The organism is Pseudomonas sp. AA-38 (assembly GCF_029457475.1).
Classification (GTDB): domain Bacteria; phylum Pseudomonadota; class Gammaproteobacteria; order Pseudomonadales; family Pseudomonadaceae; genus Aquipseudomonas.
On the sequence record NZ_CP120359.1, the window covers coordinates 1,699,882 to 1,712,500 of the forward strand.

Annotated in this window: 12 protein-coding genes; 5 read left to right on the top strand and 7 right to left on the bottom strand. The window is 63.1% G+C overall.

Going from position 1 to position 12,619, the window contains the following annotated elements; all coding sequences use genetic code 11:
- Positions 1–353: 353 nt before the first annotated feature.
- Together pyk and PVE35_RS07835 are read right to left on the bottom strand one after the other, a co-directional pair.
- Positions 354–1,805: a pyruvate kinase gene (gene pyk, locus PVE35_RS07830; RefSeq protein WP_268182502.1), complete on the bottom strand. Its 1,452-nt coding sequence runs from the start codon at positions 1,803–1,805 to the stop codon at positions 354–356.
- A 148-nt stretch (positions 1,806–1,953) separates the two neighbouring features.
- Positions 1,954–2,760: a tetratricopeptide repeat protein gene (locus tag PVE35_RS07835; protein ID WP_268182503.1), complete on the bottom strand. Its 807-nt coding sequence runs from the start codon at positions 2,758–2,760 to the stop codon at positions 1,954–1,956.
- A 150-nt stretch (positions 2,761–2,910) separates the two neighbouring features.
- On the opposite strand from PVE35_RS07835, the gene PVE35_RS07840 reads away from it, so the two are divergent.
- The 3 genes from PVE35_RS07840 to PVE35_RS07850 are packed head-to-tail and all read left to right on the top strand — an operon-like array spanning position 2,911 to position 4,184.
- Positions 2,911–3,285: a tetratricopeptide repeat protein gene (locus tag PVE35_RS07840; RefSeq protein WP_277374291.1), complete on the top strand. Its 375-nt coding sequence runs from the start codon at positions 2,911–2,913 to the stop codon at positions 3,283–3,285.
- A gap of 59 nt (positions 3,286–3,344) precedes the next feature.
- Positions 3,345–3,767 (top strand): DUF4124 domain-containing protein, encoded by a 423-nt coding sequence (locus PVE35_RS07845; RefSeq protein ID WP_268182506.1) that lies wholly within the window; start codon positions 3,345–3,347, stop codon positions 3,765–3,767.
- 60 nt (positions 3,768–3,827) lie between these two features.
- Positions 3,828–4,184, top strand: coding sequence for a PilZ domain-containing protein (locus tag PVE35_RS07850; RefSeq protein WP_268182508.1), 357 nt, complete (start codon positions 3,828–3,830; stop codon positions 4,182–4,184).
- 4 nt (positions 4,185–4,188) lie between these two features.
- On the opposite strand, the gene PVE35_RS07855 is transcribed toward PVE35_RS07850, so the two are convergent.
- The 3 genes from PVE35_RS07855 to PVE35_RS07865 all read right to left on the bottom strand — a co-directional run bounded on the left by PVE35_RS07855 (position 4,189) and on the right by PVE35_RS07865 (position 5,908).
- Positions 4,189–4,992, bottom strand: a complete 804-nt coding sequence (locus tag PVE35_RS07855; RefSeq protein WP_277374292.1) for a tetratricopeptide repeat protein — start codon at positions 4,990–4,992, stop codon at positions 4,189–4,191.
- 178 nt (positions 4,993–5,170) lie between these two features.
- Positions 5,171–5,572 carry a DUF488 family protein gene (locus PVE35_RS07860; RefSeq protein WP_277374293.1) on the bottom strand — a complete coding sequence of 134 codons (402 nt, stop codon included), beginning with the start codon at positions 5,570–5,572 and terminating at the stop codon, positions 5,171–5,173.
- A gap of 78 nt (positions 5,573–5,650) precedes the next feature.
- Positions 5,651–5,908: a YebG family protein gene (locus PVE35_RS07865; RefSeq protein WP_277374294.1), complete on the bottom strand. Its 258-nt coding sequence runs from the start codon at positions 5,906–5,908 to the stop codon at positions 5,651–5,653.
- A 1,134-nt stretch (positions 5,909–7,042) separates the two neighbouring features.
- Here PVE35_RS07865 and PVE35_RS07870 point away from each other — a divergent pair.
- Together PVE35_RS07870 and PVE35_RS07875 are read left to right on the top strand one after the other, a co-directional pair.
- The gene (locus PVE35_RS07870; protein ID WP_277374295.1) at positions 7,043–8,221 is read left to right on the top strand and encodes a diguanylate cyclase; all 1,179 of its coding nucleotides are present in this window, start codon (positions 7,043–7,045) and stop codon (positions 8,219–8,221) included.
- A 157-nt stretch (positions 8,222–8,378) separates the two neighbouring features.
- A complete protein-coding gene (locus tag PVE35_RS07875; RefSeq protein ID WP_268182515.1) occupies positions 8,379–8,879 on the top strand; it encodes a phosphate-starvation-inducible PsiE family protein in 501 nt (166 codons plus the stop codon).
- A 23-nt stretch (positions 8,880–8,902) separates the two neighbouring features.
- Here the strand turns inward: PVE35_RS07875 and PVE35_RS07880 are convergent, their stop codons facing one another.
- Together PVE35_RS07880 and PVE35_RS07885 are read right to left on the bottom strand one after the other, a co-directional pair.
- Positions 8,903–11,533 (bottom strand): DEAD/DEAH box helicase, encoded by a 2,631-nt coding sequence (locus PVE35_RS07880; protein ID WP_277374296.1) that lies wholly within the window; start codon positions 11,531–11,533, stop codon positions 8,903–8,905.
- A 167-nt stretch (positions 11,534–11,700) separates the two neighbouring features.
- Positions 11,701–12,576, bottom strand: a complete 876-nt coding sequence (locus PVE35_RS07885) for an AraC family transcriptional regulator (RefSeq protein ID WP_277374297.1) — start codon at positions 12,574–12,576, stop codon at positions 11,701–11,703.
- Positions 12,577–12,619 lie beyond the last annotated feature (43 nt).

Consider the following 12,619-nt stretch of genomic DNA (forward strand, 5'->3'; position numbering starts at 1 on the left):
ATAGTATTTTTATGCCAATCAGTTTGGCGAGGTGACTGCTCGCCGTGTTGCACGGGGTTGAGCGCGAAACGAGGGCGAGTAATATCGAACCCGTGCTCAGGGAACGGCACAGGTTGTCAGGAAGATGATCAGGAACATCGCAAGAAGCGATTCATCAGGACGATGAGTTGGGAAATAGAGGGACTAGGGACAAAAAGTGGGCGGGTTTTCCCGCCCCTTTTTTTGCCTGCGATTTGTCAGGGCCCTGTTCGGGCTGATTGCTTGCCGATATTGCGCGAATGAGCTGAAAAGAGGCCGCTCGATGAGCGGCCTCTTGCGTTCGCTGTCCTGTTCAAGGATCAGGCCGGTACGGCTTACACCATCGGATCACCGACATGCAGGATCTTCATGGTGTTGGTGCCACCAGTGCCGTGGTAGCTGTCACCCTTGGTCAGGATCACCCAGTCGCCAGGCTCTACCACACCACGCTTGAGCAGCTCGTCCACCGCCGCCTGGCTGACCTTGTTGGCCGGCAGCGAGGCTGGATCGAACGGCACGGTGTAGACGCCACGGAACAGTGCCACGCGGGCCTGGGCCTCACGATGCGGGGTGAAGGCGAAGATCGGGATCGACGAGCGGATGCGCGACATGATCAGTGGGCTGTAGCCGCTCTCGGTGAGGCTGATGATGGCCTTGACGCCGGGGAAGTGGTTGGCCGTGTACATGGTGGCCAGGGCGATGCTCTCGTCGCAGCGCTCGAAGGTGCGGCCCAGGCGGTGGCTGGACTGCTTGCTGGTCGGGTGCTTCTCCGCGCCCAGGCACACGCGGGCCATGGCCTGTACGGCTTCGACCGGGTATTCGCCGGCGGCGCTCTCGGCCGACAGCATCACCGCGTCGGTGTAATCCAGCGCGGCGTTGGCCACGTCGGAGACTTCGGCGCGGGTCGGCATCGGGCTGTGGATCATCGACTCCATCATCTGCGTGGCGGTGATCACGGCTTTGTTCAGGCGGCGGGCGTGGGCGATGATCTTCTTCTGGATGCCTACCAGCTCGGCATCGCCGATTTCCACAGCCAGGTCGCCACGGGCCACCATCACCGCATCGCTGGCACGGATCAAACCGTCGAGGGCTTCGTCGTCGGCCACGGCTTCGGCGCGTTCGATCTTGGCCACCAGCCAGGCTGTGCCCCCAGCCTCGGTGAGCAGACGGCGGGCGTAGTCCATGTCGGCGGCGTCACGCGGGAAGGATACGGCGAGGTAGTCCAGCTCCATCTCGGCTGCGACCTTGATGTCGGCCTTGTCCTTCTCGGTCAGGGCCGGTGCGGTCAGACCACCACCACGACGGTTGATGCCCTTGTTGTCCGACAGCGGGCCACCGATCAGCACGCGGCAGTGCAGTTCGTCGGCACCCTTGAGTTCGACACGCATGACCACGCGGCCGTCGTCGAGCAGCAGTTCGTCACCGACGTCACAGTCCTGGATCAGCGCCGGGTAGTCGATGCCGACCACTTCCTGGTTGCCGGCAGTGCGCGAGTGGCTGGAAGAGAGGCGGAACAGGTCACCATCTTTGAGTTCGATGCGCTTGTTCTCGAACTTGGCGATACGGATCTTCGGGCCTTGCAGGTCACCGAGCAGGGCGACATGGCGACCATGCTTGGCGGCCAATTCACGAACCAAGGCAGCACGTGCCTTGTGGTCGTCCGGGGTGCCGTGGGAGAAGTTCAGACGGGCCACGTCCAGGCCGGCGAGGATCAGTTGCTCCAGCACTTCCGGCGAGCTGCTGGCCGGGCCGAGGGTGGCGACGATTTTGGTGCGGCGAAAGGTCATGCACGAACTCCCTAGTCAACGATAGCAGGGAGGCTACTACGGGCTTTCGCTGTAGTCATTGTTCCCGTGCACTACCCTTTGCCGTTCGCCTTGAGCAATGTGATGTCGTCTGCCCCGGCATGGTGCTGGGGGCGACCAGTACCACGAATCAGGGCGTGTTCAGGTTGATCGCCTTGTCGAGCAACAGGGAGGCCTTGGCATGCAGCTCGCCGTTGGGGTACTCGGCGAGCAGGCGGCGCAGGTAGGCGATGGCCTTTTCGCGATCGGCGCTGGGGTTGTCTGGCGCCATGTACATCAGCGCTAGCTGGTAGAGCGCCTTTTCCTTGATGTCTGCCGCTATGTGTGGGTCGGCCAGGCCCAGCAAGTAGAGCTCTTCGGCTTCGGCTACGCGATCCTTGAGCACGGCGCGGCGCGACAGCAGGGTCATGTCCTGGTCGAGGCTGGGTTTGTACAGATCGAGGTTCTGGCTCGGTTGCCAGTGTTCCAGCAGTTCGCGCGAACTCTTATGCACCGGCTCCTCGGCGCGCTTGCGAATCATCGCGATGCGTTTCTCGGCGCGGCTGGCAGCACGGCTGTTGGGGAATTCGTTGACGACCTTGTAGAAATAATTGAGGGCCTTGGCGTCGTCGCGCTGATCGTTGAAGCTGTTCATGTAGATCAGGCCGATCTGGTAGAGGGCTATCGCGCGCACCTCATCGCTCAGTTGCTGGTCGCGATAACCATCGAGATAGAGCGCTTCGGCCTTGTCGCTATGGGCATCGCGAATGGCCATGGCGCTGTAGGTGAGCAGATCGCCTTCTTCTTCGATGGCGGCGCTCATGCGCTTGGCCTTGAGCGCCTTGTATTCGACCACCTCGTTGGTGGTGACCTGGGCGATGAACAGCGGGGTCGTCGGGGCGCAAGCGCTCAGCAAGGTTGTGGCCATGACCAGGAACAGCGGGCGGATGAGCAGCATGTGGGCTCCTTGGCCGGAATCGACCTGTTCACGCAGTCTAGTGAGTGCCAGGGGTGGCGCCAAGGCAGCAAGGGCAGAACCCATCGGAGGTTTGTGGCAGTTCAGTTTCTGCCTGGCCTGTCGATACACTGCTCATCGGAGGATCTGCCTATGAAAACCCTGATCATACTGGCCGTGGCGCTGGCCGCCACGGGTTGCACCCGTGTCTCGCTCGATCATCACCTGAACAACGCCTATCGTGCCTACGACGAAGGAGACTGCGCGCGTGTCGTGCTGGAACTGTCGCAGGCCGAGCGCAAGAGCCGTTCGCGCAACTACCTGCAACCGGAAATTTCTCTGCTGCGTGGCCAGTGCCTGGAGCGCGAGAACCTGTTCGTCGATGCCGCGCAGACCTATCAGTTCATCATCAGTCGCTACCCGGCCAGCGAGTATGCCTATCGGGCGCGTGCACGCCTGCAGACGTTGCAGCAGCTCGGTCACTACACGCCGGCAGCCGCCGCCAAGACCAGTCCCGCTGCACTCTGAGCCAGGCTTTGCGCGCTGTCTGCTGCGGTATAAGCTGGTGGCCTTCATGGAGGATGAGCATGCGCCACCTGCTTCTGATCGTATCGCTGTTACCGGGTCTGGCCGCAGCGGAGATTTATCGCTGGACGGACGAGCAAGGCCGCGTGCACTTTGGCCAGCGCCCGGCTGCCGGTGCCGAGGTGATCGAGGTCAGGCCGCAGGTGATCGAGCGCGATGCTGATACCCGTGAGCGGGAGGTGCGCAGCCAGCGTTTCTATCAGGCCCGTGAACAGGAGCGGCAACGGGCCGCCGAGCAGGCCGCGCAGCAGCGCGAACAGCGTGCCAGTGAATGCCGCGAGTTGCGTCAGCGCATGGCGCAGTTACCGGAGGGCTATTCCTACTATCGGGAGGAGGCCAACGGCGAGCGTATTTACTATAGTGATGATGAGCTCGACACCGCTCGTCGCCAGATACGCGAGCGCATCGCCGAGCGGTGCTCCTGAGACTGGTAGTGTGATGGCTCGAAGGCGCATACTCGGAAACCTTTGTAGCGATATGCCATCATGCCTAGCCAGCGTCGAATCGAGCGGCATCAGCTGCCTTACTACCTGAAGGTCTTCAACCGCATCACGGACAAGCCGATGGGGTCGATCGGCAATGTCTCCCTCGATGGGTTGATGCTGATCAGTCAGATACCCCTGCTGGTGGGCGTGCAGTTCGACATGCAACTGAAGATTCCCTCTGCGCACGGCCTGCGCCTGATCAACCTGTCCGGCAAATGCCAGTGGTGCCGTGAGGATGTCACGCCAGGCTCCTATGACTCGGGCTTCTCCTTGTTCCCCCCGCCTCAAGACTACCTCGAGATGATCGAGGCGCTGCGCTATTACTTCAGTTTCCATTCGCTGTCGGCCTCGGCCTGACGCCTCAGTGCAGGGCTGGCGCCCTGTCGAGACTGCGCAGGCGCTGGCTCAGTTGCAGGCGCATGCCTTCCTCTTCGCATAGCAACAGGGCGTGCTGCAGGTCGTAACGTTCTCCCTGCGGGCATTCCAGTTGCTGGTAGATGGTGGCTCGGGCCAGATGATCGAGCAGGTTCGGTGGGCCGAGCTGCAACACCCGCTCGGCATCCTTGAGCGCCGCCAAATAGTCGTCCTGCTGCACGTGTAGCTGGCGCAGGTTGCGTGACAGGCGCAGCAGCATGGTGCGCGCATCCGCCGCTTGCAGGTGGGCGGCCCCCAGTTCTTCCTGCGGCCCCAGATGATGCACGAGCAGCTCGCGGCAGTCGCGGGTATACAGGCGACGGCCGCCGCAGGGATCGAGCAGGTGATCGGCGCCTGGAACCCGTAGCAGGAAATGACCAGGGAAGTTCACGCCTTGCAGGGGAATGTCCAGGCGTCTGGCCAGTTCCAGTGCAATCAGTGCCAGGCTCAGGGGTTGGCCACGGCGCCAGCGCAGGACTTCGTGCAGCAAGGCATGGCGCGGTCGCGTCGGGCCTTCATCGTCCTGGTGATAATCCAGCTCGCTGAGGCGGCGCAGCAAGGGTTGCGCGAGTTCGCGCAGTGGCAGACTGGGCAGGCCGGCGGCCACCTGCACCTGCAGACCATGCAGGTCAGCCAGCACCTGGGGTGGCTGTGCGTGCGGATCATGTTCGGCAGCAATCCACAGAGCCGCCTCGAACAGGGCCGGTGGATCTCGCTCCAGACACAGCAGACAGGCTTGACGTGGGCTCATCGCACGATCTCCGCTTCCTCCCTGGTTTGTAGCGTTTTGTCGTTCGGGCGTCCAGTTTTCGCGTGTCACGGGACTGGGGATTGGCTGTTGGGAGTCGATCTATCCGCGAAGGGGAGCGGCCTTGAGGCTCGATTGATCGCGCATGAATTGGCGCCTACAACAGAGCAGGCATGGCTGCTCAATCGATGCCGAACTCACCCTGGTAGCACACCGGGGAGCTGGGTTCACCGGTACGTTGCAGTTCGTCTTCGAGGTACTCGGCCAGCACGCGGGCATTGTTGTGGGTCTCGTCGCGGGCCGCGTAGAGCAGCGTGAGGGTGCCGGTCGTCGCGCTGTGCAGCAGGGCCTGCCAGTGTTGCGGTTGCGCATCGAGTTGTTGCCGATAGGCCAGGCGGAAGGCCTGGAAATCGCCGTCCCGGTGAAAGGCGCGGCGCAGTTCGTCGCTAGGCGCCACTTCCGCCACCCAGGCATCCAGTTGCGCGGCCTCTTTGCTGATGCCGCGCGGCCAGAGGCGGTCGACCAGCACGCGCTGGCCGTCATCGGCGGCTGCGGCGAGGTAGATGCGTTTGCACTGGACCATGCTCGTCTCCCTTGGTAGGACGGACGGCCCGAGCATAGCCCATCTACACAAAGGCCCCGCAAGTGCGGGGCCTGAGGGTCATTCGGTGTTGTCGTTCAGTTCGTCGAGTGCGTCGGGCTGATTCTTGAAGGCCTTGGCGAACACGTCGCGGTTCTTGGCCATGAAGATACCCAGTTCCTCACCCTGTTGCTCGTTCAGCGAAGGAACCGCCTTGTGCAGTACCTCGGTCAGCCGTTCGGCCAGTTCGAGCATCTTGTCATAACGGTCGGCTTCGGCTTTATCCATGAACAAGCGCTCCGGATCGCGACTGCTGCGGTACACCACTTCGACGGCCATTCATCACCTCGTCTGCCTTCATGCGTGTCAATGTTGACTGTTTATTTATACAGTGTTCGAGAGCATAAAGAACTCGCGGCCATTTTGCCAGCAGCGAGTGTATCGGTGTTCAGCGATTCGCAATTATGGGGGCTGAACTCTGGCGCACCCTGGGATTTTTCTTGGTTCATCACATTTTCAGGGGGAGTGCCTGATTGACACCGGACTGGCAAGTTTGTGTTGTTTTCGGTATTCAAGCGTTTAGCTGATGTCTCCCGTTTCGCCCCCCGGCGACCTTCTTTTGTCAAACGCCACAAAAGAAGGCAAAAAGGCTTGGCCCCGCCATCCGAGCTAGGCGCCCCCGCCCTGCTGCGCCGGGGTTCGTTCATTCCATCGTTGCTCCGAGGGCACGCTGCGAAGGGCCATCCCTGGCCCATCGCAGCTCTCGCGGCATCCATGCCGCTCAACCCTCTACGTAACGATTCCACTCACCCTCCTGAAGGGGCCATTCGCGCGCCTGAGCGGACAGGTGTGCCAGGTTAGTCCTGCGTGCTCTGGCGGCTGTGAAGTCGCGATGTGGCCATCGAGTTAAACCAAAACTTTCATTCGCGAAGTTTCAACTTGCCGGCTTGCAGCCGGCATCCCGGTCAGCCCTAGGGCTGACCCATGTCCAAGCGCTCCGCACTAATTCTGGGTTACCGCAGGTTCAGGCGCGTGCAGAGCCCGCCCAGGAGGGCGAACGGAATCGTCGTGGAAGAGGTTGAGCGACATGGATGTCGCGAAAGCCACGATGGGCCAGGGATGGCCCACCGTGGCGGGCCTCTGGAGCGGCGATGGAGTGAGCGAACCCTGGAGAAGCCAGGGCCGGATGATCGGGCGGAGGGTTTGGTTACTTTGCCCGCAAAGTGACTCGCCCGGGAGGGCGAAACCAAGAACATCAGCAAAAACGCGGCAATTCGGAACAGACGCCTGAAAAACCAAGACCGGGGGTTTTGACGAGAGGGGCGAGCTGGGCTGGTGTACAGGTTTTGTATAATCCTCGTCGCGCCGTGGGAGCCGCGCTCGGAGTCGGCGTAATCCTTGCATTCCCCATAGGCGCAACTATAGTCAGTGCGCCATGAAAGGACTCCGCAATGCACAAGGCAAGAGATGTTTATGCTTGATTCGATCGGTCGCGTAGAACGCAAACTGCTGGCGCTGGTCGCGCTGTTCTACCTCAGTCTGATGCTACTGATCGGAGCCATCTGGGGCAGCCAGACCAGTTTCTCCAGTGGACGTGATGTACAAGAGTTGTATCGATCTCTTTATCGTCTGAGCCTGCTGCTGCCCAGCTTGCAAGAGGCCGAGCTCGATCAGCGCGGCTATTTGCTTACGGGCAAGGCGCGGTATCTCGAGCCTTATGCCTTGTCCGTGGAAAGATTCGATGAGCAGCTACGTGGCTTGCTGGATACCCCCACCATGCAGGCGCACGAGGCTGAGTTGCAGGCCATTGCCGAGCTCGGCCGCTTCAAGCGCGATGAAATGGCGCTGACCCTCGATCTGTACCGTGAGCAGGGCCGGGCAGCGGCCATGGAGCAGTTTTCGGACGAGCGTGGCGAGCGTTACATGGGCGAGATGCGTACACGTATCGCCAGCATCGAGCGTGCTGTGGCGATTGCCCTGAAGGCGCACAAGGCCGATATCGAATGGCGTTCGATGCTGGCGCTCTGGGGTGGTGGGGGTGGGGCACTGCTCATGCTCGGGCTGCTCACGCTGTTGTTCGTCGATCTGCGTCGCGATCTGCGAGAGCGTGGCGAGTTGCTCGAACGCATGGCGTTCGAGTCGCAACATGACAGCCTGACTCACCTGCTCAATCGGCGTGCCTTCAATGACACCCTGGATCAGGCCCTGGCCCTGGCGCGCCGTGGTGAACGTTCCGTGGCGCTGCTCTATCTGGATCTCGATGGCTTCAAGACCATCAACGACAAGCTCGGCCATGCGCTGGGCGATGCCGTTCTCAAATCCGTGGCGGCGCGCTGGAAGACCGTGGTGCGTGAAGGTGAAGTGCTGGCACGCCTGGGGGGCGATGAATTCGCCGTGATCGCCGCAGGCGATACCGATGCTGTCGAGCACCTGGCCCAGCGTCTGATCGATGCACTCGATGGGCCCTTGTTGGTGCAACAGCCCGACGTTCGTGTCGGCGTCAGTGTCGGGCTTGCCCGCTGTGCCGAGCATGGCGAGGATCGCCGCCGCCTGGTGGCCTCGGCCGATATGGCCATGTACCGCGCCAAGAAGGCCGGCAAGCACTGTTATGCCTGGCCCGAGGAGCGTCCTTCGGTGCTCGCGGTGGTGTGAGGCGCATGCTGCTGTGGCGTTTCGTCACATCCCTGCCTCATCCTGGAACTGGTGTCATTCCTGCGTGGGCAGCCTTGGCTGCCTGCGCGCGGCGGGGCGAGCTGCAAGCGTGCTTCGCATGGCGCGGGGCGGGCCTTCATTTGGATCTTGGGAGAAGTTGTCGATGAATTGGGCGGAACGTCTGCGTGAAGGGCTGCATGGCCTGGCCGAGTCGCTGGGCAACCTGTTGATGGAGGCCTTCCACTATCTGGCGTTGTTCGCCATCGGTGCGATAACGGCCTGGGCGGGTGTGATGGCCTTTCTGGGCATGCTGGAAAAAGGCCATATCACCATCGATGACATCCTGTTGCTGTTCATCTACCTGGAGTTGGCGGCCATGGTGGGGATCTACTTCAAGACCAACCACATGCCGATCCGCTTCATGATCTACGTGGCGATCACCGCGCTGACCCGTTTGCTGATTTCCGATATTTCCCATACCCACAAGCCGAGCTGGGGGGTGGTGATGGTGTCGGGCGCGATTCTGCTGCTGGCGCTGGCGATTCTGGTGGTGCGCTATGCGTCATCACGTTTTCCCGCCGTGGCTGCGCCCAACCCGCGTAGCAAACCGCGTAACCGTGAAGATGCCGAGGCCGAGCGGGACGACGCCGCGGAGTGAGTGGGCCACCTCGCCACTGCCCCTTACTGCAGAGGGGCGAAGAGGGCGGCCAGATCCTGCTCGTCCAACTGCCACTGACCCTGGCCGCCGCCTTCGAGCACGCCGCGCGCCAGGCTGGCCTTGCTCTGCTGGAGCTGCTGGATCTTTTCCTCGACGCTGCCGCGGGCGATCAGCTTGTAGACGAACACCGGTTTGTCCTGGCCGATGCGGTAGGCGCGGTCGCTGGCCTGGGCCTCGGCCGCCGGGTTCCACCAGGGGTCGAAATGGATCACGGTATCGGCGGCAGTCAGGTTGAGGCCACTGCCGCCAGCCTTGAGGCTGATCAGGAACACCGGGAACTCGCCGGCCTGGAAGCGCTGCACCGGGGTGCGTCGATCCTGGGTACTGCCGGTGAGTTTGGCGTAGGCGATGTCACGGCTGCGCAGTTCGGCTTCGATCAACGCCAGCATTGAGGTGAACTGGGAGAACAGCAGCACGCGCCGACCTCCGGCCACCAGTTCCTCGAGCATCTCCAGCAGGGCGCTGAGCTTGCCCGAGTCGCTGGCCTGCAGGGTCTCGCCTGCATCACCCAGCAGGCGCAGGTCGCAGCAGCTCTGGCGCAGGCGCAGCAGTGCTTCGAGGATGACGATATGACTGCGCGCCAGACCCTGGCGGGCGATTTCATCGCGCACCTTCTTGTCCATGGCCAGGCGCAGGGTTTCGTAGCGGTCACGCTGTAGCTGGGTCATCTCGACCCATTGCACGATTTCGGTCTTCGGCGGCAGTTCGCTGGCCACCTGCTCCTTGGTGCGGCGCAGCAGGAAGGGGCGGATACGGCCAGTCAGGTGGGCCAGGCGCTGAGCGTCACCGCGTTTCTCGATGGGGCTGCGGTAGTTGCGATTGAAGGCCTTGGCATCGCCGAGCCAGCCGGGCATGAGGAAGTGAAACAGCGACCACAGCTCGCCCAGATGGTTTTCCAGCGGCGTGCCGGTCAGGCACAGGCGCAGCTCGGCATTGACCTGGCCGGCGGCACTGGCCGCCTTGCTGCGCGGGTTCTTGATGTTCTGCGCCTCGTCGAGGATCAGCAGACGGTAGTGTTGCTGGTTGAGGGCCTTGAGGTCGCGCGGTAGCAGGGCGTAGGTGGTGAGGATCAGATCATGCTCGGCGATCTGCTCGAACAGCGCCTTGCGCTTGGCGCCATGCAGGGCCAGCACGCGCAGGCTCGGGGCGAAGCGTGCGGCCTCGTCCTGCCAGTTGGGAATCAGGCTGGTGGGCATGACGATCAGCGCCGGCTTGTCCAGGCGCCCGGCCTGTTTCTCGCTGAGGATATGGGCGAGGGTCTGCAGGGTCTTGCCCAGGCCCATGTCGTCGGCCAGTACGCCGCCGACCTGCAGTTCGGCCAGGGTCTGCATCCAGTCCAGGCCCTGCAACTGGTAGGGGCGCAGGGCAGCGTGCAGTTCGGCTGGGGCCTGGGTGGTGCGGCTGCCGAGCTGCTGCAGGCGCTGGGCGAAACCACGCAGGTTGTCGCCACCTTGCCAGCTCAGCAGATCGTTGTCGCTGAGTGCGCTCAGACGCGCGGCATCGGCGCGCCCCAGGCGCAGCGGCAGGTGATCTTCTTGCGGGTCGCGGAAATACAGCTCGCCCAGGGTCGCCAGCAACGGCTTGAGGCGAGCGAAAGGCAGGGCGACACGCTTGCCGCTCTGCGGCAGGCTGATCAGCAGGCGATCCTCGTCGGTGCGCTGGGCCAGGGCTTCCGGCGCCAGTAGCCAGGGGGTACGACGAATGGCCTGGAGCAGGATCGGCAGCAGGCTGATGCGCTGCCCCTCCACTTCGATGCCCAGTTCCAGGTCGAACCAGGTCTGCTGCGGATCCTGCTCGACTTCGGCGTACCAGTCATCGATCTGCGCCAGGTTGTACTGGAAGTCCGGGCGCATGTGGATCTGCCAGCCTTCGGCACGCAGTCGTGGCAGGTGCTCGTGGACGAAGGCCAGCCAGTCGCGTTCATGCTCCAGCTCGAAAGGCTCGCCGGCATCGGCCGGCAGTGCCTCGCTCTGCCGCAGTGCCACTTGCAGGCCGAGGTTTTCCAGGCGTTTACGCAGGCTGTTCTCGGCGGCGGCATCACGGATCAGACGCAGATTGGTGGCGGCATCCAGACGCTTGAGCAGATCCTTGGCCGGCTTGCCGAAGACGCGATGCCCGGCATAGTCGAAGGCCAGCGCAGCACGGTGCTGGGTCTGTTCCAGCATGCGTCCCTTGCGAGCGTCGAAATGCACGCGCACATGGCTGCCCAGGGTCAGTACGGCGGTCGGCGCGATGCCCTCCAGGCGCTGCTCGGCCACTTCCTTGCTCGGTACGATCAGGTCGCTGAGGTCATGGCCATCACGTTGCCGGGCTTCGAGGATGAGCAGGGCGGCGACCACATGCTTGCAGTTGAAGCCCACCGGGCAGGTGCAGTGGCCGGTCACGCTCCATTTGCGCCCATAAGGGTGCAGGGTGATGCGTTGCTGATAGCTCTGGCTGCCCGAGCCACGACAATTGGCCAGCAGGCTGTTGTCGCGCAGGCTGAGCAGCTTGCTGCGCTGTTCCTCGGCATAGGCGATGCCGCGTCGCAGGTCGCCGGCGCCGAACTCGGAGCGCCAGTCCTCCTGACGCAACTGGTGGATGTCCAGGGGCATCAACTGAGCCCCGTGGCGAAAGGTAATGGGCGCATGACTGGGCCATGTGGCAATGCAAAGCCGCAGATTTTCGCATAGCCGCGCGGTGATTAGCAGGCGCCTTGGCGAGATTGTCGACGCGCAGCCGTGACCACTCGCTCAGAAGCCCGCTTGCGGGCGAGAGAGGCTCAGCCCTGGAAGGCGGCGCGGTACTGGCCTGGCGTTGCGCGTAGCGCCAGGCGGAAGCGGTTGCTGAAGTGGCTGGGGCTGGCGAAGCCGCAGGCCATAGCGACTTCGCCCAGTGGCAGGCGCGAGTGACGCAGCAGGTGGCAGGCGCGGGCCAGGCGACGGGCCAGCACGTAGCGGTGTGGCGGTAGGCCGAAGCTGGTCTGGAACATCCGCGCGAAATGGTATTCGGACAGCGCGCAGAGGCTTGCCAGCTCGCCCAGCGACAGCGGTTCGGCCAGGTGCTGCTCGATATGTTCGCGCAGACGGCGGCGTTGCACCGGGGCCAGGCCGCCTTTCAGGCGCAGGCCCGGGCGCAGCCCAACCTGGTTCAGCAGGGCGTGGTCGAGCAACTCATGCGCCAGGCTGCTGGTCAGCAGGCGTTCGCCGGGCTCCTGCCAGTCGAGCCGGCATAGCTGGCGAAAGCGCGCCGCCTGCTCGGCATCCTCGAGGAAGGTGGCTTCCTGCAGTTGCAGGCTGCGCGGTTCACGGTCGAGCAAGGTAACCGCGCCGAGGGCGAAGCGCTCCTGCTCCACATAGAGGTGGACGAGCTGGATCTGGCCATTGATGATCCAGGCCGACTCGTGTTCGGCCGGCATGATGCACAGGCGATCCGGGGCACCCTTGTTGCCCGGATGCTCGCGGCGAAAAGTACCGGTGCCTCCGCTCAGGTAGCATGACAGGGTATGATGGCTGGGGGCGAGGTAGTCGCGTACGTCATGGGCGTTGCTCCAGTGCGCCAGGGCCAGACCGTCGCCCAGATGGGCCAGGCCGTGCAGTCGCGCATTGGGCGAGCGACTCATGGTCTGGAATACCTGCAGGTGTTCGAGTTGCGCCATCGAAGTCTCCTTTGCAGGGGATGCTACGCTCACTAGGCCGGCA

Excerpts from the sequence above, each read along its gene's own strand:
- PVE35_RS07880 (WP_277374296.1), bottom strand. The coding sequence starts at position 11,533 with ATGCCCCTGGACATCCACCAGTTGCGTCAGGAGGACTGGCGCTCCGAG.
- PVE35_RS07845 (WP_268182506.1), top strand. The coding sequence starts at position 3,345 with ATGCGCCACCTGCTTCTGATCGTATCGCTGTTACCGGGTCTGGCCGCA.
- PVE35_RS07835 (WP_268182503.1), bottom strand. The coding sequence starts at position 2,760 with ATGCTGCTCATCCGCCCGCTGTTCCTGGTCATGGCCACAACCTTGCTG.
- PVE35_RS07850 (WP_268182508.1), top strand. The coding sequence starts at position 3,828 with ATGCCTAGCCAGCGTCGAATCGAGCGGCATCAGCTGCCTTACTACCTG.
- PVE35_RS07840 (WP_277374291.1), top strand. The coding sequence starts at position 2,911 with ATGAAAACCCTGATCATACTGGCCGTGGCGCTGGCCGCCACGGGTTGC.
- pyk (WP_268182502.1), bottom strand. The coding sequence starts at position 1,805 with ATGACCTTTCGCCGCACCAAAATCGTCGCCACCCTCGGCCCGGCCAGC.
- PVE35_RS07855 (WP_277374292.1), bottom strand. The coding sequence starts at position 4,992 with ATGAGCCCACGTCAAGCCTGTCTGCTGTGTCTGGAGCGAGATCCACCG.
- PVE35_RS07870 (WP_277374295.1), top strand. The coding sequence starts at position 7,043 with ATGCTTGATTCGATCGGTCGCGTAGAACGCAAACTGCTGGCGCTGGTC.
- PVE35_RS07885 (WP_277374297.1), bottom strand. The coding sequence starts at position 12,576 with ATGGCGCAACTCGAACACCTGCAGGTATTCCAGACCATGAGTCGCTCG.
- PVE35_RS07865 (WP_277374294.1), bottom strand. The coding sequence starts at position 5,908 with ATGGCCGTCGAAGTGGTGTACCGCAGCAGTCGCGATCCGGAGCGCTTG.
- PVE35_RS07860 (WP_277374293.1), bottom strand. The coding sequence starts at position 5,572 with ATGGTCCAGTGCAAACGCATCTACCTCGCCGCAGCCGCCGATGACGGC.